The organism is Aeromonas sp. 603404 (assembly GCF_049171775.1).
Lineage (GTDB): Bacteria > Pseudomonadota > Gammaproteobacteria > Enterobacterales > Aeromonadaceae > Aeromonas > Aeromonas veronii_A.
Window position 1 is genome coordinate 1 of the sequence record NZ_JAAKPE010000007.1, and the last position, 21,952, is coordinate 21,952.

A 21,952-nucleotide genomic window follows, 5' to 3' on the forward strand; every position below is an offset into this window, starting at 1 on the left:
TCCCATGCCGAACTCAGAAGTGAAACGCGGTAGCGCCGATGGTAGTGTGGCATTCGCCATGCGAGAGTAGGACACTGTCAGGCACCTATTTAGAAGAGGCCTCCCATTCGGGAGGCCTTTTTGCATTTCTGCAATTCAAAAAACTGCCCTGCCGCCGGCATTTTAGTAAAAGTGCTGGGCTATCAAGGGATTGCCCGTTACTCTTTAGCCGTTGCCGATTAACACGTGATGCTGCCAGCGAGGTATTGATGGCTACGTTGAAGGAAATTGCACAGGAAGCGGGAGTTTCTCTCGCCACGGTATCCCGGGTACTGAACGAGGATCCCAGCCTGAGCGTCAAGGAAGAGACCAAGCAGCGGATCTTCGAGATTGCCGAACGGCTGGAGTACAAGACCAGCAGCGCCCGCAAGGGGGTGCACAAGAGCAAGCTGCACTTTCTGGTGGTCTATGCCTATCCCCAGAGTACCGAGGTCAACGACCCTTACTATCTCGCTATCCGTTATGGCATCGAGACCCAGAGTGCCCGCCTCAATATCGAACTGACCCATCTCTACAACTGCGGTGAAGGGCGCGAACTGAGCGCCGTGGATGGCATTCTGGTGGTCGGTACCCTCACAGCCGAACGTCTCGTCCAGCTAAGGGCTTGTTCCAGCCAGCTGGTGTTTGTCGACTGCCGTTCACAGGGAGAGTTCGACTCGGTCGATGTGGATCTTGCCCTGATCAGCCAGCAGGTCGTCGATTACTATATCGCGCAGGGGCATCAGCGCATCGGTTATATCGGTGGCCAGGATGAGAGCCCGGATCTGCGTGAATTGGCCTTCCGGGAGTATGGCCAGCGGTTGGGGGTGGTGCAGGAGAGCGACCTCTATCGTGGAGATTTCTCCAGCGCCTCCGGCTACCAGTTGGCGAAGGAGATGCTGGCGGGTGACTGGCCCAAGGCGCTGTTCGTCGCCTCCGACTCCATCGCCATCGGTGTTCTGCGTGCCATTCATGAGAAGGGACTGGCGATTCCCCAGCAGATCGAGCTTATCAGCGTCAACGATATCCCGACCGCCAAGTTCACCTTCCCGCCGCTCTCTACAGTGCGGATCCACTCCGAGTTGATGGGTTCCCAGGGAGTCAATCTGTTGGTCGAACGGCTGCGTGACGAGCGTGATATTCCACTTCGGGTGCTGGTGCCGAGCAAGTTGACCCTGCGTGGCACTACTCGCTAATTTTAGTAAAATATTCTGCTATTTAGTCGCGCCATCTTGCGGTGGTGCGACACCTCTCCCAAGCAAACCTCTTTCCCATATCATCCAGTAACTTCATATCATATTGTTTTATAGTTGATTTTATTGCTAATCAGCCAACTCTTATCAACATCCATGCCACTCATCCATATCTTGCCCTCTTTTATCTCCCGCTTCTGATCTCGCTCACAAAACCATCTGTTCATTGTGATTAGGTTAAAACTTTACCAATCCAAAGCTGATATTTAGTAAATTTTTATCTAGAGTTTACCCAGTTAACGTTGCCTTGTTCCGGGAGGACATGTGAATAACTGGGAAAACGTCCAATTCGTTGGTGAAAACAGGCTGGCTCCGCGCGCCTACTTCTTCTCTTATGCCGACCACGCGCTGGCGGCCACCATGCAGCGCGAGCTGAGTCGCCGTTTTCTGAGCCTTGGCGGCCAGTGGCAGTTCCACTACTTCGACCACCCCCTGCAGGTGCCGGAGGCCTTCTATCACAGCCCCATGAACGAGTGGAGCCAGATCACCGTGCCCAACATGTGGCAGATGGAAGGACATGGTCAGCTGCAGTACACCGACGAAGGTTTTCCCTTCCCCATCGACGTGCCCTTCGTGCCGACCAACAACCCCACCGGCGCCTATCAGCGCAGCTTCACGCTGAGCCCGGCCTGGGACGGCGAGCAGGTGATCATCAAGTTTGACGGGGTGGAGACCTACTTCGAGGTCTATGTGAACGGCCACTACGTCGGCTTCAGCAAGGGCAGTCGTCTCACCGCCGAGTTCGATATCAGCGCCTACGCCAAGGTTGGGGAGAACCTGCTGTCGGTGCGGGTGATGCAGTGGGCCGACTCCACCTATATTGAAGATCAGGACATGTGGTGGATGGCGGGGATCTTCCGCGACGTCTATCTGGTGGGCAAACCGGCCGCCCATGTGCAGGACTTCTTCATCCGCACCGCGCTGGCCGATGACAATCAGAGCGCTACCCTGAGCTGCGATATCCAGCTCGAGAACCTGGGGGCGGCCGCCCGTGATCACCGTCTGGTCTGGTCCCTGCTGGATCAGGGCAGCGAGATCGCCAGCGGCTCCCTCGACCATCTCGCCATCGACGGCAAGTGTGATTGCCACTTCACGCTGGATCTGGCCAACCCCCATCTGTGGAGCGCCGAAGACCCTTACCTCTACCAGCTGCAACTCTCCCTCTACAACGGTCGGGGTGAGCTGCTGGAAGTGATCCCGCAGCGGGTCGGGGTGCGTGAAATCAAGGTCAAGGATGGCCTCTTCTACGTCAACGGCCACTACCTCAAGCTGCACGGGGTGAACCGTCACGACAACGACCACCTCAAGAGTCGCGCGGTCGGCATGGATCGGGTGGAGCGCGATATCGTGCTGATGAAGCAGCACAACCTCAACTCGGTGCGCACTGCCCACTACCCGAACGACCCGCGCTTCTACGAGCTGTGCGACCAGTACGGTCTGTTCGTGATGGCGGAGACCGACGTGGAGACCCACGGCTTTGCCAACGTCGGCGATCTCAGCCGCATCACCGACGACCCCTTCTGGGAGCCGGTGTTCGTGGATCGCATCGAGCGCCACGTGCACGCCCAGAAGAACCACCCCTCCATCATCATCTGGTCGCTGGGCAACGAGTCCGGCTATGGCTGCAACATCAGGGCCATGTACCAGCGCTGCAAGGCGATCGACCCGACCCGGCTGGTGCACTACGAAGAGGATCGCGATGCCGAGGTGGTGGATGTGGTGAGCACCATGTATTCCCGCGTCTCCCAGATGAACTGCTTCGGCGAGTTCCCGATGGCCAAGCCACGCATCCTCTGCGAATACGCCCACGCCATGGGCAACGGCCCGGGTGGCCTCAGCGAATACCAGCAGGTGTTCGACCGCCATCCCCACATTCAGGGTCACTACATCTGGGAGTGGTGCGATCACGGCATTCTGGATCAGGACGAGCAGGGTCGCCCCGTCTACAAGTACGGCGGCGACTACGGCGACTACCCCAACAACTACAACTTCTGCATGGATGGCCTCATCTATCCGGATCAGACTCCGGGGCCGGGCCTGCGCGAATACAAGCAGGTGATCTGCCCGGTCAAGGTGCGGGCACTGGATCTGGCGAGTGGCCGGCTTGAGCTGGAAAACCGCTACTGGTTCTCCACTCTCGACGACATCCGCCTGCTGGTCGAGGTGAAGGCTGAAGGCGAACTGCTGGCCAGCCAGCAAATCCGGCTGGAAGGGGTTTCCCCCGGTACCACCACAGAGCTGCAACTCGAACTGCCATCCCTCGATGGGCGGGAAGCCTTCGTCCAGCTGCGGGTCATCAAGGCCAGTGCCACCCGTTACAGCGCGGCGGAGCACGAGCTGGGCCAGTACCAGTTCCAGCTGAAAGAGTCGACTCGCCAGCTGCTACCCTTTGCCAACCCCAACGCCACTCCGTTGCATATCGCCGACGAGCGCCTCGACCTGACCTTGAGCGGAAGCGGCTTTGCCCTGCGCTTCTCGCGCCTCGACGGCAAGCTGGTGAGCTGGCAGCAGGATGGTATCGAGCTCATCGAGCGGGCGCCGCGCCTCACCTTCTTCAAGCCGATGATCGACAACCACAAGCAGGAGTACGAGAGCCTGTGGCACCCGAACCACCTGCAGATCATGCAGGAGCACTTCCGCACCTTAAGCTGGCGCCAGCTGGGTGACGCGGTCGAGGTGACGGTCGAGAGCCTGATCGCGCCGCCGGTGTTCGACTTCGGCATGCGCTGCCGCTACGTCTACACCCTGAGCCCGAACGGTCAGCTGCACGTGGCACTGTCCGGTCAGCCCTACGGCGGTTATGACGACATCATCCCCAAGATCGGCTTCGAGCTGGGCATTCGTCAGGATCTCGACAGGGTGCACTACTACGGCATGGGCCCTGGCGAAAACTATCAGGACAGCCGCCAGAGCAACTGGATCGACAGCTTCCAGAGCACAGTCAGCGAGATGTGGGAGCACTACCCCTTCCCGCAGGATAACGGCAACCGCCAGCAGGTGCGCTGGGCGACCCTGACCAACCGCCACGGCGCCGGTCTCTACGTGCGGCCCGATGCCCCCATCAATCTGAGCGTCTGGCCCTACAGCTGGGAGCATATCCACGCGGCGCAGCACATCAACGAGCTGGAACCGAGCGGTTATCTCACCCTCAATCTGGATCACAAGGTACTGGGGCTCGGCTCCAACTCCTGGGGCTCCGAGGTGCTGGACTCCTGGCGGGTGCGCTTCGAGCCATTCAGCTTCGGCCTGACCCTGCTGCCCATCGCCCGTGGCAACCTCAATCCGGCTGCACTGGCTGGGCTCGATCTCACCATCAACGGCGGGAGGAACCTCGCATGATCACCCTGGACAACCTGACCCTGTTCAAAAACATCTACCGGGAAGGCAAGAAGTGGGGCCGCTGCGTGGAGGCCATCAACAACCTGCCGAACCTCAAGCCAGGAATCTGCCACTCCATCGGTGACTCCCTCACCTACCGCTTGCAGGAGGGGGCCAGCCCGGCCACCTCACTGTTCGAGGGGCAGCGCCGCTACTTCGACGTTCACTACTACCTGGAAGGAGCAGAGACGGTGGAGTGGGCCCCCAAATCGGAGCTGGCGGTCGAGCAGGCTTATGACGACACCACCGACCGCGAGTGGCTGGCTGGTGAGGTGCGTGAGCGCCAGAAAGTCGGCAACGGTCAGGTGGTGATCTTCGAGAACGACGAGGCCTACCGTTTCGTCGGCGACGGGCCGGTGCGCAAGGTGATCATCAAGGTCACCGTCGAAGGCGGCTACTTCAAAAACAAATAACAAGCCGCCGGTTCTGCACTGATAAAAGCCGGAAGGGCGGGGCTCACCCTACAAATCATGCCCCGCCCTTTCGCTGAGATAACTACAGGTCTGGAGATGCACCATGTCTGATTCCAAACGCAATACGATAGGCAAGTTTGGTCTGCTGTCGCTCACCTTCGCGGCGGTATTCAGCTTCAACAACGTCATCAACAACAACATCGAGATCGGTCTGGCCTCCGCCCCGATGTTCTTTCTGGCCACCATTTTTTACTTCATTCCGTTCTGCCTGATCATTGCGGAATTCGTGTCACTGAATAAGAACTCCGAAGCGGGCGTCTATGCCTGGGTGAAGAGCTCCCTCGGCGGTCGTTGGGCCTTTATCTCCGCCTACACCTACTGGTTCGTGAACCTCTTCTTCTTCACCTCGCTGCTGCCGCGGGTCATCGCCTACGCCTCCTATGCCTTCCTCGGCTACGAGTACATTCTCACCCCGGTGGCGACCACGGCCTTGAGCATGGTGCTGTTCGCCTTTGCCACCTACGTCTCCACCAACGGCGCCAAGATGCTGGGCCCCATCACCTCGGTGACCTCGTCCCTGATGCTGCTGCTGACCCTCTCCTACATTCTGCTGGTAGGTGCGGCACTGGTGGGCGGCGTACAACCGGCTGACCCCATCACGGTAGAGGCCATGGTTCCCGATTTCAGCTGGGCGTTTCTGGGCATCACCACCTGGATCTTTATGGCAGCCGGTGGCGCCGAGTCAGTGGCGGTCTACGTCAATGACGTGAAAGGCGGCTCCAAATCCTTCGTGAAGGTGATCATCGTCGCCGGGATCTTTATCGGCGTGCTCTACTCCATTGCATCGCTGTTGATCAACGTGTTCGTCCACAGCGACACCCTGAAATATACCGGCGGCTCGGTGCAGGTGTTTGAAGGGCTGGCGGCCTACTTCGGCCTGCCGGAGATCCTGATGAACCGCTTCGTGGGTCTGGTCTCCTTCACCGCCATGTTCGGCTCCCTGCTGATGTGGACGGCGACCCCGGTGAAGATCTTCTTCTCCGAGATCCCGGCCGGCATCTTCGGCAAGAAGACGGTCGAGCTGAACGAGAATGGCGTGCCCGCCCGTGCTGCCTGGATCCAGTACCTCATCGTGCTGCCGCTGATGGTGATCCCGACCCTGGGCTCCAACACAGCGCAGGATCTGATGAACACCGTCATCAACATGACCGCCGCTGCCTCCATGCTGCCGCCGCTGTTCATCATGCTGGCCTACCTCAATCTGCGCCTGAAGCTCGACCACCTGCCGCGGGAGTTCAAGATGGGTTCGCGTACCACCGGCATCGCCGTGGTCTCGATGCTGATCGCCATCTTCTCGGTGGGCTTCCTCGCCTCCACCTTCCCGACCGGCGCCGACATCATGACCATCATCTTCTACAACGTCGGCGGGATCGTGATTTTCCTCGGCTTCGCCTGGTGGAAGTACAACCGCTACGAAGCCTCCCTCAGCGCCGAAGCGCGTGCCAAAGAGGCCCAGCCGACAGCGCAGGTTGCTATGCAGACGCCATAGCCACTGCATTGAATCCGAATAAAACCGGGTGGCCGTTGGCCACCCGCAAACCGTTGAACCAGAAAAGGAAAAGAGAATGAGCGAGACGATCGAGTTTGCCGAATTCAAGCGGGTCGAGATGAAGGTGGGCAAGGTGCTGGAGGTGGTGCGTCACCCCGGGGCCGACAAACTCTACATCGTCCAGATCGACGTGGGTGGCGAGCGGCCGCTGCAGACCGTCACCAGTCTGGTGCCTTACTACAGCGAAGAGGAGCTGATGGGCAGCGAGGTGGTGGTACTGACCAACCTCAAGCCCACCAAAATGCGCGGCGAGCGATCCGAGTGCATGTTGCTCTGCGCCGAGACCCCGGACGAGAGCCAGAGCGTGCTGTTGCAACCGCGGGTGCCGATGGCGCCGGGCACCCCGATCGTCTGAACGGGATTGCGAGCCGGTGCGGTGAGATTGCACCGGTTCAGCAACGAGGCCGTCCACGCGGCCCGATCATAACAAGAGAGTAAAGCGCGGGGCCGACAGACCCTTGCCGAACACATCACTGAGTCACAGCGCTCCCCGCAGGGAGCGCGAGTCCACTGGAGGACACCATGTCTGAATCCGTACGCGGCACCATAGGCAAGTTTGCCCTGTTGTCGATGACCTTTGCCGCCGTGTTCAACGTGCGCAACATCGTCAACAACAACATCGAGCTGGGGCTCAGCTCCGCCCCCATCTTCCTGCTGGCGACCATCGTCTACTTCATCCCGTTCGTCTTCATCATCGCCGAGTTCGTCTCGGCCAACAAAAACTCCGAGTCGGGGATGTACGACTGGCTGAAAAAGCCGCTCGGTACCCGGATGGCCTATCTGGGCTCGTTTCTCTACTGGTTTGTGAACCTGTTCTGGTTCGTCTCCCTGCTGCCCAACGTCATCGCCTACGCCTCCTACGCCATGCTGGGCTATGAGTACAGCTTCTCCCCCATGGTCACTTCGATCATCTCCATCGTGCTGTTTGCGGCGGCGACCCATATCTCCACCAAGGGGGCGAGCTGGCTTGGCAAGATTGCCGAAATAGTGGCCTACGGGGTATTTGCCCTGTTCGCCATCTATGTGCTGGGCGCCCTGATGGCTCTGAGTGGCGACCATGTGCCGGCCCAGCCCATCACGCTGGAGGCGATGACTCCCACCGTCAACTGGGCGACGCTGGGTATCATGTGCTGGATCTTCCAGGCGGCGGGCGGTGCCGAGACGGCGGCGGCCTACCTCAATGACGTGAAGGGCGGCCAGAAGTCCTTTATCAAGGTGATCATCAGTGCGGGTATCGTCATCGGTGCCATGTATGCGGTCGGTTCCCTGCTGGTGAACGTGTTCGTGCCGCGCGAGAGCCTCACCTATGCCGGCGGCATGGTGGAGATCTTCACCGGCATGGCGCAGTATTTCGGGCTTTCCGAGGCGCTGGTGGGCCGCTTCGTCGGCGTGGTGCTGTTCATCGCCATGTTTGGCTCCATGATGATGTGGACCTCGGCGCCGGTGAAGATCCACTTCTCCGAGATCCCGCAGGGGGTTTACGGCGAGAAGACCACCCAGCTCAACGAGCACGGCGTGCCGGTGCGCGCCGCCTGGTGGCAGTTTGTCTTCGTGTTCGCGATGCTGGTGGTCAATGGCTTCGGCTCCGAGTCGGTGCAGCAGATGATGAACACCGCCATCAACCTCACTGCAGGGACTGCCATGCTGCCGCCGATCTTCATCATGGTGGCCTACTTCGTGTTCCGCTGGAAACATGACGACACCCCCCGCGATTTCCGCATGGGGTCGCGCAAGTTCGGGATGGGCGTGGTGTCGGTGCTGATCGCCATCTTCGTGGTGAGCATGAGCGCCTCCGCCTTCCCGGCCGGGGTGGATCTAGTGCGCGCCTTCTTCATCAACGTCTTTATGACCGCGGTATTCTCGGCGCTGGCCTACTGGTGGATCTCCCGCTTCGAGAGGCGGCAGGCCCGCAAGCTCGCTGGTAATGAGAAGAAAACCGGCTGCGGCAAGCTGGCCAGCCAGCGCTGATCGGCTGGGTGAAAAAGCGGAACGGGCGGCCTGGGTCGCCCGTTTTTTTATCCATTTAGCCCCGGTTTGGCGCTATCTGGCCGCGGGTCATCAACTTCCGCTATTCGACAAAGCAAAGGCGTTAAGCATTGATGAACAATTAACCGCTGCACAACGTTGCGCCTCTCCGTTATCGGGGTAAGCTGGAGGTTCGTTTTAGCGGGAGGTGCCAGACATCTCCCGCTCTGTTTCTTGTCCTCCCCAATCCTGACTGTCGCCACGGCTGCAGGATGCCCTTCTGATGGAGACCTTTCGTGCGTCTGGATCCCTTTACTGTTGTGCTGATTGCGGTGGTCACTCTGGCCTCCCTCTTTCCCTGCGAGGGGCAGGTAGCCGTATGGTTCGGTCTGCTGACCAAGCTGGCGGTGGCGCTCCTGTTCTTCATGCATGGCGCCAAGCTGTCGCGCCAGAACCTGCTGGCGGGCCTCGGCCACTGGCGGCTCCATCTGGTGGTGATGCTCAGCACCTTCGCGCTGTTTCCGCTGCTCGGGCTGCTGCTCACCCCGCTGGTGCCGAGTTGGCTGAGCCCGGCCATCTACCTCGGCTTCCTCTATCTCTGCGCCCTGCCAGCCACCGTGCAGTCGGCCATCGCCTTTACCTCGATGGCGGGGGGCAATGTGTCGGCGGCGGTGTGCAGCGCCTCGGCCTCCAGTATCCTCGGCATATTCCTCTCGCCGGTGCTGGTGGGGATGATGATCCACGTGCAAGGGGAGGGGATCGACACCTGGCACTCCATCCAGTCCATCATGATGCAGCTGATGCTGCCGTTCGTGGTGGGCCACCTGTCGCGTCCGCTGATCGGCCGCTGGGTCGATAGCCATCGGCCGCTCATCGGCAAGCTGGATCAGAGCTCCATCCTGCTGGTGGTCTACGTCGCCTTCAGCGAGGCGGTGGTGCAGGGGATTTGGCATCAAGTAGGCTGGTACGATCTGGCCAGTATCGTGCTGCTGAGCTGCATCTTGCTGGCGTTGGTGCTCTGCTGGAACGTCTGGATCAGCCGCCGCCTCGGGTTCGACAAGGCGGACGAGATTACCATCGTCTTCTGCGGCTCCAAGAAGAGTCTCGCCAACGGGGTGCCGATGGCCAACGTCATGTTCCCGGCCGCCAGCGTCGGGGTGATGGTGCTGCCGCTGATGATCTTCCACCAGATCCAGCTGATGGTCTGCGCCGTGCTGGCGCGCCGCTATCACGAGCAGGGAGATTGATACTCGCGTCGTTTTTGCTGTCATAACAAGAGGGAGGCCCGTTGGCCTCCCTCTTCTCATCGGCATGCCGAGCGGCGGATTAGCGTTTGCGCCAGACGGTGAGCTGCGCCACCGTGTGCTGGTATTTGCGGGCGGTCTCGCGGATGACGAAGGGCACATCCCGCGGCGGGCAGTGCTCCTCGAACTCCGCCGCCAGCAGCCGTTGCAGCGCCTGATAGGTGGTGAGCGCCTCGCCGTTTTCGCGAATGCCGCCGAGCCAGTTGGCGGGCGGGGTATATTCCGCCAGCCAGGTGTAGGGGCTGGTGAGCACCAGCAGGCCACCGCTGCGCAGCCGGGGAGCTATGTCCCGCAGGAAGCGGGCGGGCTCCCGCAGCCGGTCGATCAGGTTGGAGGCGAGCACCAGATCGTAGTGGTCATATTTGGGCTTGAGGTTGCAGGCATCCCCCTGACTGAAGTGGATGCGCTCAGCCTGACTCGCCCCCAGCCCGTGGCTCGACAGGCGCGCCTCGCAATACTCCACCAGTTCACCCTCCAGCGGAATGGCGTAGCGGAAACTGTCCTGGCTGGCGAGGGCCAGCGCCACATCGATGAAGCGGGCCGAGTAGTCGACCCCGTCCACATGCTGGAAGTGGCGGGCCAGTTCGAAGCTGGCGCGGCCGGTGGCGCAGCCGATATCCAGCGCCCGCTGGTGGTTGCTGCACAGCTCGCCAGCAAGATCAGCAAGCGTCTTGGCGTAGTTGGCGACCCCGAAGTTGCTCGGGCCGTACTGGAAGTCGAGGTACTGAGCGACGAGCGTGTCGGTTTCATAGGGATTCACGATAACGGGTTCCTGATAACGGGAGACCAGATAGCGGAAACCCGCATGCTGGAAGAAGTGACGCCGGAAGGCGTAACGGGATGATTTGAGCGCTTCGTTACCCGTGCTGATCCAGCTGCCACCCTTGATCAGGGTGTGCTTGCCATCAAAGGTGGGGGTGGAGAAGTCGTCGTAGAGCGGGTGGATTTTAAAGCCGTCGAAACCGTCGATGGCGGTGCTGGTCCACTGCCAGACATTGCCTACCAGATCGAAGAACTCCCCTTGCGGGCAGGCATCCACCGGGCAGGAGGAGGCAAAACGGGCCAGATTGATATTGCCGGGGGCCTCTGTCCAGTCCGGCTGATCGCCGGGTAGCTGCTCGCGCAGCAGCATCCACTCCGCCTCGCTCGGCAGCTGGATGGGGAGTCCGGTCCGGGCCGCCTTCCAGCGACAGAAGGCGGCCGCTTCCAGCTGGTTGACCTCGACCGGCCAGTCCCAGGGCATGGCGACCTGCTCGGTCATCAGCCGCAGCTGCAGTTGTTCGGGCTTGGTGGAATCACCCACCCAGAAGGTGGGCATCTGCGCCTTGGCGTACTGGCACCAGCCCCATCCCTCCTCATCCCACCACTGTTGCTGGCCGTAGCCGCCCGCCTGGACGAAGGCGAGGTACTCGGCATTGCTCACCAGCATGCGGCTGGCCTGAAACGGGGCCAGCTCGATATGGCGCTCGCCATATTCGTTGTCCCAGCCGTAGGTGGCGTCCTGCTTGCCAAGGCGCACCTTGCCGCCTGCCACCGGCAGCAGACTGTTGGCGGGCACCTGATCAATGCGGTGGCGGGTTTCGGTACAGGCGGGCCAATAAGGTTGCGGCCGCACCCTGGCGAGCGGCAACTGGCGGATCAGCACGCTGGAGGTCTCGAGGTGGATGCGCTCGTGCTCTATCCCCATCAGGATCACCCAGGCCGGGCTCTGCCAGTCGATGGGCAGGGTGAGCGGCATCTGGCGAATGAAATCGCACACCAGCGAACGGACTCTGGCCCGATAGCTGCGCAGCTCGGTGACTTTTGGCCAGTCGTAGTGGGTCTCGTCCAGATCATCCCAGCTCATCTCGTCCACCCCGATGGCGACCATGGCCTCGATGCGGGCATCCAGCCGCTGATCGATCAGGCGTGCCGCTAGCAGCTTGTTGATAAAGAAGGCGGCGGTGTGGCCGTAGTAGAAGATGAGCGGGTGGCGCAGCGGGATCGCCTTGTTGAACCAGGCCCGCTCATCGGCCAGACAGTCGAACAGCGAGTCGTAGAGATCGAAGGTCTGGCAGAAGTAGGTGAGCAGTTCGCGCCGTTTCTGCTCGGGATCGCTGCCGGTCAGCAGCGGGGTGCGAGTCGGTTCCGGCAGACCGGTGGCGGTGGCATTGAGAGGGCTTGCTTGGGTCACGCTCTGGCTCCTTGTTGGCAGTGAAGACTGACAAGACAGTGGTAATGACATTACCGCAATGGAGAGCTTGGTACGCACGAAGTACCACTATTGGCTCAACAGACCGGCAGGGCAATTAAAAACTTCCACGGGCTGTCAGCATAGTGACCGGCAGGACGACCCGCCAATCAGCCACAATCATATCCGTTCGAGAATGGTTATTTTCACCAAAATATGGTCTAAATGGCTCTCTTGATTCTTCTGTCTGTTCTGGTTGAAATGGTTATTTCCTTTTGAATCATTAGGTTAATTTTTGGCTCACGCTTTGCAGAGCATGAAAACCAATTGGCCCTGGATGGCCAACACATAAGGAGGAGAGTAGCGATGAAATGGATGATGGTTGTCATGTTGATGGCAGGGCTCAGTGGTTGTCACTGGCTGGATCAGACCAGAGTGACCGGAACGGGAGCTGTGGTCGAGCGCCAGCAGGCGCTTGGTTACGGGGTGACCCGGGTGCTGGCGGGGGTGCCTGCCACCCTCCATCTGGTTGCGGGGGAGCCGCGCGGTATCCTGATCAAGGGGCAGGAGAACCTGCTGCCCTATCTGGTGCTGACCGAGAGCGGCGACAAGCTGGAGATCGAAGTGAAGGAGGGTTACCGGCTCGATCCTACCGAGCCGCTGGAGCTGACCATCACCTTGCCTGTGCTGAACGAACTGGCATTGGCCGGGACCGGCAACGGCAATCTGAGCGGCTTCAAGGGCGATGAGCTGGTGCTGTCGGTGGCTGGTACCGGTGACATCGTCGCCAGTCAGCTGGAGCTGAAACGGCTGGAAGGGAATATCGCTGGCACCGGCAGTCTGGAGCTGGGCAGCGGTTCGGCACAGGCCATCGAGCTGAACATTGCCGGCTCTGGTGATGTGCTCGGGAGCGAGATGCGCGGCAACGAGGTAGAGGTCAATATCGCCGGCAGCGGTGATGTGGCGGTACGGGCGCAGGAGACGCTGAAAGTCGGCATCGCCGGTTCAGGCAACATCGCCTACTGGGGCGATCCCAAGGTGGAGCAGCAGATCGCAGGCTCCGGCGGAGTGACCCGAGCGGGCAGCTGAAGCCAACCGATCACCACAACTGAAACAGGCCCGTCACGGGCCTGTGTTGATCAGAGGTGGCGGGCGTGAAAGCGCAGGTGCGCCTCGATAAAGCTCGCCACGAAGTAGTAGCTGTGGTCATAGCCCTCGTGGCGGTTGAGCTCCAGCGGCCACTCCTTGCTGGCGGCCACTTCGGCCAGCGCATCGATATGCAACTGCTCGGCGAGGAAGGGATCATCCAGCCCCACATCTACCAGGGTTGGTAGCGGCGTGACCGGCTGGTGGCGCAGCAGCTGGCAGGCATCCCACTCCTGCCACAACAGCGGATTGCTGCCGAGGTAGGCGCCGAGCGCCTTCTGGCCCCAGGGGCAGCGGCTTGGATGGCAGATCGGGCTGAAGGCCGAGACCGAGCGGTAGCGACCGGGCTCTCGCAACGCGGCGATCAGCGCACCGTGACCGCCCATGGAGTGGCCGCTGATGGCGCGCCGTGTCGAGACCGGGAAGTGGGTCTCTATCAAGTCAGGCAGCTCGCGGGTGACGTAGTCATACATCTGGTAGTGCGCCTGCCAGGGGCTCTGGCTGGCATTGACGTAAAAACCTGCCCCCATGCCGAGGTCATAACCGGGATCGTCTGCCACCCCGTCGCCGCGGGGGCTGGTGTCCGGCGCCACCAGGGCGATGCCGAGCTCGGCGGCGATACGCTGGGCACCCGCCTTCTGCATGAAGTTCTCATCGGTGCAGGTGAGGCCGCTGAGCCAGTAGAGCACGGGCACCTTCTGGCCGGTGAGGGCCTGAGGCGGCAGATAGATGGCAAAATTCATCTCGCAGCCGAGCACGCTGGCGTGGTGGCGATAACGCTTGTGCCAGCCGCCGAAGCTCTTGTTGCTGCTGATAATCTCCAGATTCATCGAAGGACTCCTGCACCCCGCCCACGATGGCGGGCGGGGTGATCATGCTCAGTAGTGGATGACGGTGCGGATGCTCTTGCCTTCGTGCATCAGATCGAACGCATCGTTGATCTGCTCAAGCCCCATGGTGTGGGTGATGAAGTCATCGAGGCGGAACTCACCCTGCATATAGCGCTGCACATAGCTCGGTAGCTCGCTGCGACCGCGAACCCCGCCGAAGGCGCTGCCGCGCCAGACCCGACCGGTCACCAGTTGGAACGGACGGGTGCTGATCTCCTGACCCGCTCCGGCGACGCCGATAATGACCGACTCACCCCAGCCCTTGTGGCAGCACTCCAGCGCCGCACGCATCACCTTGACGTTGCCGATGCACTCGAAGGAGAAGTCGACGCCGCCATCGGTCAGCTCGACGATCACCTCCTGAATCGGTTTGTCGTAATCGTTCGGGTTGATGCAGTCGGTGGCGCCCAGCTTGCGGGCCAGTTCGAACTTGCTCTCGTTGATGTCGATGGCGATGATGCGACCGGCCTTGGCCAGACGAGCCCCGATCACCGCCGAGAGGCCGATGCCACCCAGTCCGAAGATGGCTACGCTCTCACCCTCTTTCACCTTGGCGGTGTTCATCACGGCGCCTATGCCGGTGGTGACGCCGCAGCCGAGCAGGCAGACCTCTTCCAGCGGGGCGGCCGGGTCTACCTTGGCAATGGAGATCTCCGGCAGCACCGTGTATTCGCTGAAGGTGGAGGTGCCCATGTAGTGATAGATGGGCTGGCCATCTTTCGAGAAGCGGGTGGTACCGTCCGGCATCAGCCCCTTGCCCTGGGTGGCGCGGATCTTCTGGCAGAGGTTGGTCTTGCCGGATTTGCAGAATTTGCACTCGCCGCACTCGGGGGTGTAGAGCGGGATCACGTGATCGCCGACTTTGACGCTGGTGACCCCTTCGCCGATGGATTCGACGATGCCGCCCCCCTCGTGGCCGAGAATGCAGGGGAAGACCCCTTCCGGATCCTCACCGGAGAGGGTGAAGGCATCGGTGTGGCAGACGCCGGTCGCGACGATGCGCACCCGCACCTCGCCCGCTTGCGGCGGCATGACCTCGACCTCTTCGATGGAGAGGGGCTGACCCGGGCCCCAGGCGATGGCGGCTTTACACTTGATGCTTTGAACCTGTGCCATGAATGACATCCTTCTTGTTGAGCAGGGTGAACAGAGATGAGTTCGGACATTCAGTGTAGTTTCCCGCCGATTTGGTGATAATGAGGGCAAATCTCAAATCACTTTTACACACAGGTAATAATGTTCGGTTGGGAAGGGATCTGTGAATTTGTCAGCGTGGCGGAGCAGGGGGGCTTTACCCCGGCGGCGCGCAAGCTGGGAGTGTCGGTGGCGCAGGTCAGCCGTCAGGTGGCACAGCTGGAAGATCGGCTGCAGGCCAAGCTGCTGCTGCGTACCACCCGTCAGGTGCGGCTCACCGAGCTTGGCGAGATCTACTATCGCCACTGCCGCCAGCTGCTGGACAACCTCTACGAGGCGGAGCTGGCGGTGGGGCGCCATCAGGCGGTGCCGCAAGGGTCGCTGCGCATCACGGCCCCCGTCTCCTACGGCGAGAGCCGCATCGCCCCGCTGGTGAATGACTTTATGGTGCGCTTTCCCCAGTTGGAGGTGACCCTCAACCTCACCAACCAGCTGCTGGATCTGGTGCATGAAGGCTACGATCTGGCGCTGCGGCTTGGCCACCTCAAGGATTCGACGCTGGTGGCGCGCAAGCTGGCGCAGCGGGTGCCCTATGTCTGCGCCTCACCGGCCTACACCGCCCGCCACGGCATGCCCAACAGCCTCTCCGAGCTGACCCGCCACACCTGCCTGGTGGGCAACAGCGACGAGTGGCACTTCACCCTGGATGGCCGCCCCCACAGCGTGCGGGTGCGCGGCCTGTTGCAGTGCAACAGCGGCCATGCCCTGCTGGATGCGGCGCTCAAGGGGATCGGCATCATCCAGCTGCCGGACTACTACGTGAGCGACCATCTGGCCCGAGGCGAGCTTATCGAGCTGCTGCCCGAACTGCGGGCTCCGGCCGAGGGGATCTGGGCCCTCTATCCCCACAACCGCCACCTCTCCCCCAAGGTGCGACTGCTGGTGGACTACCTCGCCGAGCGGCTGAGCGACCCGCACCAACCGGCGCTGGTGATGCCGATAGGCTAGGGTGCTCCCCAGCCGTTGACTCACCGGCGGCGGGCGACAGATGCGATGGCCTGAAAATAAAAGAGCCCTTGAGGAATCAAGGGCTCTCTTTATTGGCAAGTGGGGTTCAAGCGATCACTCGATGTTTTGAATTTGCTCGCGCATCTGCTCGATAAGGACTTTCAGCTCGACGGCGGACTGGGTCACTTCGGCATTGATGGACTTGGAGCCTAGGGTGTTCGACTCGCGGTTGAACTCCTGCATCATAAAGTCGAGACGACGGCCACAGGCGCCACCCTTTTTCATGATCTTGTTGGTTTCGCTGATGTGCATCTCCAGACGATCCAGCTCTTCGGCCACGTCGATCTTCTGGGCCAGCAGCACGATCTCCTGTTCGATGCGGGCCGGATCCAGCTCCACCTTGGCTTCGGCCAGACGGTCGGTGAGCTTCTGGCGCTGCCACTCGATGATCTGCGGCAGGTGGACGCGCACCTTCTTCACTTCCACCTGAATACCGGCCAGACGCTGTTCGATCAGGGCTTTGAGGTTGGCCCCTTCGCTGGCGCGGGAGGCGAGGAAATCTTCCATGGTCTGGTCAAAACCGCCGAGCAGCTCGGTGGCGACCGCGTCCATGTCCTGTTCGGCGGCAGCCATGACGCCCGGCCAACGCAGTACGTCGACCGGGTTGAGCTGGCCCTGACCCGCCTCTTTCATTACCCAGCTGGCGCTGTCGATGATCAGCTTGGCCAGCTCTTCATTAATGTGCAGCTGGCTGGCAGCGGCCTGAGCGGCCTCGAAACGCAGGTTGCACTCCACCTTGCCGCGCTGCAGCTTGGCGCGGAAACGCTCACGCAGTACCGGCTCCAGGCTGCGCAGTTGCTCCGGCAGGCGAATGTAGGTCTCCAGATAACGCTGGTTGACCGAACGGATTTCCCAAACGGCTGTGCCCCAGTCGCCCTTGAATTCCTTGCGGGCGTAGGCGGTCATGCTGTGAATCATTGATTGTTCCGGGCTTGATGAAGTGTGCGGCCAGTATACTCAGCCTGGCCCTGCTCGTCAGCCGATGCCGTGGTTTTAGCGGCTGATATTTGGGGCGGGATCACTTATAATCCCCCGCCAATTTGAGCCAGCCCAGAGGTCCGTTCCATGTCACGTCCAAGCGATCGCAGTGCCGCGCAACTTCGCCCGGTTACCATTACCCGCAATTTCACCAAACATGCAGAAGGCTCAGTGCTGGTGGAGTTCGGTAACACTCGCGTGCTCTGCACCGCCAGCGTCGACACCAGCGTTCCGCGCTTCCTGAAAGGGAAGAACCAGGGCTGGGTCACCGCCGAGTACGGCATGCTGCCGCGCTCCACCCACTCCCGGATGAACCGCGAAGCGGCCTCCGGCAAGCAGAGTGGCCGTACTCTGGAGATCTCCCGTCTGATCGCCCGCTCCCTGCGCGCCGCGGTAGATCTGACTGCGCTGGGCGAGCACTCCATCACAGTTGACTGTGACGTGCTGCAAGCCGATGGCGGCACCCGCACCGCCTCCATTACCGGTGCCTGCGTGGCGCTGGTGGATGCGCTGAACTGGATGGTCGAGAAGGGCATGATCAAGCAGAGCCCGCTCAAGCAGATGATCGCCGCCGTCTCCGTCGGCATGTATCAGGGCGAAGCCATCTGCGATCTGGAGTACATCGAAGACTCCGCCGCCGAGACCGACATGAACGTGGTGATGACCGAAGATGGTCGCATCATCGAGGTGCAGGGCACCGCGGAGGCCGAGCCCTTCACCCATGAAGAGTTGCTGGAGATGCTGGCGCTCGCCAAGGGCGGCATTGCCGACATCATTGCGCTGCAGAAGCAGTCACTTTCATAATTTTAAAAACGCGGCATTGACCGCGTTTTTTTATACCCCCACACAAGACAACGACAAGCCAAGCAAGGAGCCAGAATGAAAGCCTACCAGCGTCAATTTATCGAGTTCGCCCTGGAGAAACAGGTCCTCAAATTCGGTGAATTTACCCTGAAATCCGGTCGTAAAAGCCCCTACTTCTTCAACGCCGGTCTGTTCAACAGCGGCCGCGATCTGGCCCGTCTCGGCCGCTTCTATGCCGCCGCTCTGATGGATGCCGGTATCGAGTTCGATGTGCTGTTTGGCCCGGCCTACAAGGGGATCCCCATCGCCTCAGCCACCGCCGTGCAGCTGGTGGAGCAGCACGATGTGGATGTGCCCTGGTGCTTCAACCGCAAGGAGGCCAAGGATCACGGCGAGGGCGGCAATCTGGTGGGCAGCCCGCTCAAGGGGCGGATCATGCTGGTGGACGACGTCATCACCGCCGGCACTGCCATCCGCGAATCCATGGATCTGATCCAGGCCAACGGCGCCTCGCTGGCGGGCGTGCTGATCGCGCTGGATCGTCAGGAGAAGGGCAAGGGCGAGCTCTCCGCCATTCAGGAGGTGGAGCGTGACTACGGCGCCCACATCATCGCCATCATCCAGATGAGCGACCTGATCGCTTATTTGGAAGAAAAGCTGGAAGAGAAGCAGGCCGAGCAGCCGGAGCTGGCGGCGCAACTGGCGGCTATGAAGGCTTATCGCGCCCAGTACGGTATCTGAGCTCCGCTCACACCGCGCAATAGCTGAATGCGGCGCCCGTTTGTTCTCTGGCAGCAAACGGGCGCCGTTTTTTCATCTGCAAAAAGTGGATCATGTGGCTTGAGCTTGCCCTTACAGTAAAGGTTAGGGTTTGCAAGTCGGCGTTTTGTGGTGCCGACGGGTTCCGGGGAGGAACAACATGACCACTCATCTTCAATCACCCATTCATCTGCAGTTGCCGCTGAGCGGCATGAGCTGCGCCAACTGCGCAGGCCGCATCGCGACCAGCCTCAACAAACTCGACGGGGTATCGGCCACCGTCAACTTCGCGCTGGAGCAGGCGGCCATCGAGCTGGCCAGTCCCGACCGTCTGCCAGTGGTGCTCGACAGCATCAAGAGTCAGGGTTACGACTACGGCAGCGAGACAATCCTGTTTCAGATTACCGGCATGACTTGTGCCGGTTGTTCTGCCCGCCTGAACAAGATGCTGGCGGCGCTGCCCGGCGTTATCTCGGCCGAGGTCAACTTCTCCATCGAACAGGCCCGGATCGTGCTGGTCCCCGGGATGCAAACCCCGGCAGCTTTGCGCGAGCAGATCGAAGCGCTCGGCTTTGGCGCCCAGTTGGCACAAGGCTCGGCCAGCGGCCGCCGCCAGCAGTTGCTGGAGCGGGAAGCGCAGGAGGTCGCCACTGCCCGTCAGGCGCAGACCCGGGTCATCGTCTCGGCTTTGCTGACCTTGCCGCTGCTGGTGGGGATGCTGGCCATGGCCGGACTGTTCCCCTGGCATCTGCCCGCCTGGCTGGAGCTGCTGCTCGCCACCCCGGTACAGTTCTGGATCGGAGCCCGTTTCTATCGCGGCGCCTGGCTCGCCATCAAGAACCGCTCCGCCAATATGGATGTGCTGGTGGCCACCGGTACCAGCGCCGCCTACTTCTACAGCCTCTATCTGTTGTTTACGCTGGGGATGGCCGCCAGCGGCAAGCTCTATTTCGAGGCGAGCGCCATCATCATCACCCTGATTTCTCTCGGCAAGTTGCTGGAGGCACGGGCCAGACGCAGCACCCAGTCCGCCATTCGCGAACTGATGGCGCTGCGACCGGAAACCGCCACCGTCTGGCGTGGCGAGAGCTGGCAGAGCGTCGCCATCGACGAGGTGCTGCGTGGCGATCGGCTGCGGGTGCTGGTGGGTGAGCGGGTGCCGGTGGACGGCAAAATCGTGAGCGGCGCCAGCGAACTGGACGAGTCGATCCTCACCGGCGAGAGCCTGCCGGTGCCGCGCAGTGCGGGCGACAAGGTGCTGGGCGGCGCCATCAACCGCTCCGGCGTGCTGGAAATTGAAGCCACTACCGTAGGGGAGGACTCCAGCCTCAGCAAGATCATCGCGCTGGTGGAGAGTGCCCAGATGGGCAAGGCCCCGCTGCAACAGCTGGTGGACAAGGTCTCTGCCGTGTTTGTACCTGTGGTGATGGCCATAGCCCTGTTTACCCTGCTGGTGTGGTACGCCATCAGCAACGACTTCGGTCAGGCGCTGCTGGCAGCGGTGGCGGTGCTGGTTATCGCCTGCCCCTGTGCGCTGGGGCTGGCGACCCCGGCGGCCATCGTCACCGGTACCGGCGTCGCGGCGCGCCACGGCATTCTGATCAAGGATGTGGATACCCTGCAGAAGGCCCACGCCATCAAGGCGCTTATCTTCGACAAGACAGGCACTTTGACCCAAGGCAAGCCCGTGCTGGCGAGCTGGAGCGGCAATGACGAGCAACTGCGCCTCGCTGCCGCCCTGCAGCAGGCGAGCGAACACCCGCTGGCGCTGGCCATGCGCGAGGCAGTCGGCAAGGAGGCGATACTGCCCCAGCCCGACGCGGTCGAGGTGCGGGTCGGGGCCGGTATTGTCGGTCAGGTGGCGGGCCACAGGGTCGCTATCGGCAATGGCTCCCTGCTGGCCCAGCTCGAGATTGAAATGCCGCAACAGGATGAACAAGCCGCCGATGGGGCGACCCGGGTTTGGGTGGCCATCGACGGTGCTGTGGTTGGTATCGCTGCTTTGGCCGATACCCTGCGCCCCGAGAGCCCGGAAGCCATCGCCACCCTGCGCCAGCGCGGTATCGCCAGCTGGCTGGTGAGTGGCGATGCACCGGCGCCGGTGGCCCATATCGCCGCCAAGCTGGGGCTGGACGGAGCCTTTGACTCCGTGCTGCCAGCGGGCAAGGTGGAGAAAGTGGAGGCGTTGCGGGCGCAAACCCGCGGGCTGGTGGCCATGGTGGGGGACGGGGTGAACGACGCCCCGGCGCTGGCGGCGGCGGATGTCGGTATCGCCATGGGCTCCGGCTCCGATGTGGCGATGGAGACTGCTTCCATCACCCTGATGCGATCCGACCCGCGGCTGGTGGCCGATGCCATCGACATCTCGGCGGCGACCTGGCGCACCATACAGCAGAATCTGTTCTGGGCCTTCGTGTTCAACATCATCGGCATTCCGCTGGCGGCGCTGGGCTACCTCAGCCCCGAGCTGGCGGGGGCGGCCATGGCCCTGAGCAGCATTACCGTTTTGAGCAATTCCCTGTTATTGAAACGCTGGCAGCCCAGGGCGGCGCACGGGCCAGCATCCAACCCGATCAGTAAGGAGGCATAAATGAACATCAGCAAGGTTGCCAAGGCCACTGGGCTGACCGCCAAGACCATCCGTTATTACGAGAGCATTGGCCTCATCACAGCCCCGGTACGCAGTGACAACGGTTATCGCAGTTACACCGAGGGGGCGCTGCGCGAGCTGCGTTTCGTCAAGCGGGCGCGGGAGACCGGCTTCAATCTGGAAGAGTGTCAGGAGCTGCTGGCACTCTATCGGGACGAACACAGAACCAGCGCCCAGGTGAAGAAGCTGGCGCAGGAGAAGATCGTCGATCTGCGCGCCCGCATTGCCGGTTTGCAGGCCATGCTTACCTCCCTGGAAGGGTTGGTTTGCTGCTGCCACGGGGATGAAAATCCCGAGTGCCCGATCCTCGATGAATTGGAGAAGGGGTGAGCAAGGACTCACCTGCCAGCGCAGAAGAAATCGTTATTGATTGATTAACTTCTTAATAAGCGGCGCTTTATTGTTGCGGGTCA

The 21,952-nt window shown here is 61.4% G+C and carries 17 protein-coding genes; 13 read left to right on the top strand and 4 right to left on the bottom strand.

Going from position 1 to position 21,952, the window contains the following annotated elements; translation table 11 throughout:
• The first annotated feature begins 248 nt into the window (after positions 1–248).
• The 7 genes from ebgR to G5306_RS11200 all read left to right on the top strand — a co-directional run bounded on the left by ebgR (position 249) and on the right by G5306_RS11200 (position 9,883).
• Positions 249–1,214 carry a transcriptional regulator EbgR gene (gene ebgR / locus G5306_RS11170; RefSeq protein ID WP_421312882.1) on the top strand — a complete coding sequence of 322 codons (966 nt, stop codon included), beginning with the start codon at positions 249–251 and terminating at the stop codon, positions 1,212–1,214.
• Positions 1,215–1,535: 321 nt separating this feature from the next.
• The gene (gene ebgA, locus G5306_RS11175; RefSeq protein ID WP_421312883.1) at positions 1,536–4,610 is read left to right on the top strand and encodes a beta-galactosidase subunit alpha; all 3,075 of its coding nucleotides are present in this window, start codon (positions 1,536–1,538) and stop codon (positions 4,608–4,610) included.
• On the top strand, positions 4,607–5,062 hold the full coding sequence (locus G5306_RS11180; protein WP_421312884.1) for a beta-galactosidase subunit beta: 456 nt from the start codon (positions 4,607–4,609) through the stop codon (positions 5,060–5,062). Before ebgA ends, G5306_RS11180 begins: the two co-directional genes overlap by 4 nt.
• A gap of 103 nt (positions 5,063–5,165) precedes the next feature.
• Positions 5,166–6,611, top strand: coding sequence for an amino acid permease (locus G5306_RS11185; RefSeq protein ID WP_421312885.1), 1,446 nt, complete (start codon positions 5,166–5,168; stop codon positions 6,609–6,611).
• A 76-nt stretch (positions 6,612–6,687) separates the two neighbouring features.
• Positions 6,688–7,026 (top strand): tRNA-binding protein, encoded by a 339-nt coding sequence (locus G5306_RS11190; protein WP_005342042.1) that lies wholly within the window; start codon positions 6,688–6,690, stop codon positions 7,024–7,026.
• Between the two features lie 167 nt (positions 7,027–7,193).
• Positions 7,194–8,639: an amino acid permease gene (locus tag G5306_RS11195; protein WP_421312886.1), complete on the top strand. Its 1,446-nt coding sequence runs from the start codon at positions 7,194–7,196 to the stop codon at positions 8,637–8,639.
• Positions 8,640–8,932: 293 nt separating this feature from the next.
• Positions 8,933–9,883 (top strand): bile acid:sodium symporter family protein, encoded by a 951-nt coding sequence (locus tag G5306_RS11200; protein WP_421312887.1) that lies wholly within the window; start codon positions 8,933–8,935, stop codon positions 9,881–9,883.
• A gap of 79 nt (positions 9,884–9,962) precedes the next feature.
• Here G5306_RS11200 and ovoA read toward each other — a convergent pair whose 3' ends face one another.
• Complete coding sequence (ovoA, locus tag G5306_RS11205) at positions 9,963–12,113, bottom strand: 5-histidylcysteine sulfoxide synthase (protein ID WP_421312888.1); 2,151 nt, start codon at positions 12,111–12,113, stop codon at positions 9,963–9,965.
• A 363-nt stretch (positions 12,114–12,476) separates the two neighbouring features.
• Here ovoA and G5306_RS11210 point away from each other — a divergent pair, with 363 nt between their 5' ends.
• Positions 12,477–13,199 (top strand): head GIN domain-containing protein, encoded by a 723-nt coding sequence (locus tag G5306_RS11210; RefSeq protein WP_421312889.1) that lies wholly within the window; start codon positions 12,477–12,479, stop codon positions 13,197–13,199.
• A gap of 50 nt (positions 13,200–13,249) precedes the next feature.
• Here the strand turns inward: G5306_RS11210 and fghA are convergent, their stop codons facing one another.
• Together fghA and G5306_RS11220 are read right to left on the bottom strand one after the other, a co-directional pair.
• Complete coding sequence (fghA, locus tag G5306_RS11215) at positions 13,250–14,086, bottom strand: S-formylglutathione hydrolase (protein WP_139494387.1); 837 nt, start codon at positions 14,084–14,086, stop codon at positions 13,250–13,252.
• 48 nt (positions 14,087–14,134) lie between these two features.
• Positions 14,135–15,262: an S-(hydroxymethyl)glutathione dehydrogenase/class III alcohol dehydrogenase gene (locus G5306_RS11220; RefSeq protein ID WP_204477878.1), complete on the bottom strand. Its 1,128-nt coding sequence runs from the start codon at positions 15,260–15,262 to the stop codon at positions 14,135–14,137.
• Between the two features lie 120 nt (positions 15,263–15,382).
• Here G5306_RS11220 and G5306_RS11225 point away from each other — a divergent pair, with 120 nt between their 5' ends.
• A complete protein-coding gene (locus G5306_RS11225; RefSeq protein WP_019446199.1) occupies positions 15,383–16,288 on the top strand; it encodes a LysR substrate-binding domain-containing protein in 906 nt (301 codons plus the stop codon).
• Positions 16,289–16,402: 114 nt separating this feature from the next.
• On the opposite strand, the gene G5306_RS11230 is transcribed toward G5306_RS11225, so the two are convergent.
• Positions 16,403–17,266, bottom strand: a complete 864-nt coding sequence (locus tag G5306_RS11230; RefSeq protein ID WP_005342032.1) for a YicC/YloC family endoribonuclease — start codon at positions 17,264–17,266, stop codon at positions 16,403–16,405.
• Between the two features lie 147 nt (positions 17,267–17,413).
• Here G5306_RS11230 and rph point away from each other — a divergent pair, with 147 nt between their 5' ends.
• From rph to cueR, 4 genes are all read left to right on the top strand, one after another.
• The gene (gene rph, locus G5306_RS11235) at positions 17,414–18,130 is read left to right on the top strand and encodes a ribonuclease PH (protein ID WP_005339589.1); all 717 of its coding nucleotides are present in this window, start codon (positions 17,414–17,416) and stop codon (positions 18,128–18,130) included.
• Between the two features lie 75 nt (positions 18,131–18,205).
• A complete protein-coding gene (gene pyrE, locus G5306_RS11240) occupies positions 18,206–18,871 on the top strand; it encodes an orotate phosphoribosyltransferase (RefSeq protein ID WP_088870390.1) in 666 nt (221 codons plus the stop codon).
• 178 nt (positions 18,872–19,049) lie between these two features.
• A complete protein-coding gene (locus tag G5306_RS11245) occupies positions 19,050–21,479 on the top strand; it encodes a heavy metal translocating P-type ATPase (RefSeq protein WP_421312890.1) in 2,430 nt (809 codons plus the stop codon).
• Positions 21,480–21,869, top strand: a complete 390-nt coding sequence (gene cueR, locus G5306_RS11250) for a Cu(I)-responsive transcriptional regulator (RefSeq protein WP_005356117.1) — start codon at positions 21,480–21,482, stop codon at positions 21,867–21,869.
• The last annotated feature ends 83 nt before the right edge of the window (positions 21,870–21,952 follow it).

What these genes read in the sequence shown, in the direction of transcription:
- G5306_RS11185 (WP_421312885.1), top strand. Translation starts at nt 5,166, where the DNA reads ATGTCTGATTCCAAACGCAATACGATAGGCAAGTTTGGTCTGCTGTCG.
- pyrE (WP_088870390.1), top strand. Translation starts at nt 18,206, where the DNA reads ATGAAAGCCTACCAGCGTCAATTTATCGAGTTCGCCCTGGAGAAACAG.
- G5306_RS11225 (WP_019446199.1), top strand. Translation starts at nt 15,383, where the DNA reads ATGTTCGGTTGGGAAGGGATCTGTGAATTTGTCAGCGTGGCGGAGCAG.
- G5306_RS11230 (WP_005342032.1), bottom strand. Translation starts at nt 17,266, where the DNA reads ATGATTCACAGCATGACCGCCTACGCCCGCAAGGAATTCAAGGGCGAC.
- G5306_RS11180 (WP_421312884.1), top strand. Translation starts at nt 4,607, where the DNA reads ATGATCACCCTGGACAACCTGACCCTGTTCAAAAACATCTACCGGGAA.
- G5306_RS11195 (WP_421312886.1), top strand. Translation starts at nt 7,194, where the DNA reads ATGTCTGAATCCGTACGCGGCACCATAGGCAAGTTTGCCCTGTTGTCG.
- rph (WP_005339589.1), top strand. Translation starts at nt 17,414, where the DNA reads ATGTCACGTCCAAGCGATCGCAGTGCCGCGCAACTTCGCCCGGTTACC.
- G5306_RS11245 (WP_421312890.1), top strand. Translation starts at nt 19,050, where the DNA reads ATGACCACTCATCTTCAATCACCCATTCATCTGCAGTTGCCGCTGAGC.
- G5306_RS11190 (WP_005342042.1), top strand. Translation starts at nt 6,688, where the DNA reads ATGAGCGAGACGATCGAGTTTGCCGAATTCAAGCGGGTCGAGATGAAG.
- cueR (WP_005356117.1), top strand. Translation starts at nt 21,480, where the DNA reads ATGAACATCAGCAAGGTTGCCAAGGCCACTGGGCTGACCGCCAAGACC.
- G5306_RS11220 (WP_204477878.1), bottom strand. Translation starts at nt 15,262, where the DNA reads ATGGCACAGGTTCAAAGCATCAAGTGTAAAGCCGCCATCGCCTGGGGC.
- ebgR (WP_421312882.1), top strand. Translation starts at nt 249, where the DNA reads ATGGCTACGTTGAAGGAAATTGCACAGGAAGCGGGAGTTTCTCTCGCC.
- G5306_RS11210 (WP_421312889.1), top strand. Translation starts at nt 12,477, where the DNA reads ATGAAATGGATGATGGTTGTCATGTTGATGGCAGGGCTCAGTGGTTGT.
- fghA (WP_139494387.1), bottom strand. Translation starts at nt 14,086, where the DNA reads ATGAATCTGGAGATTATCAGCAGCAACAAGAGCTTCGGCGGCTGGCAC.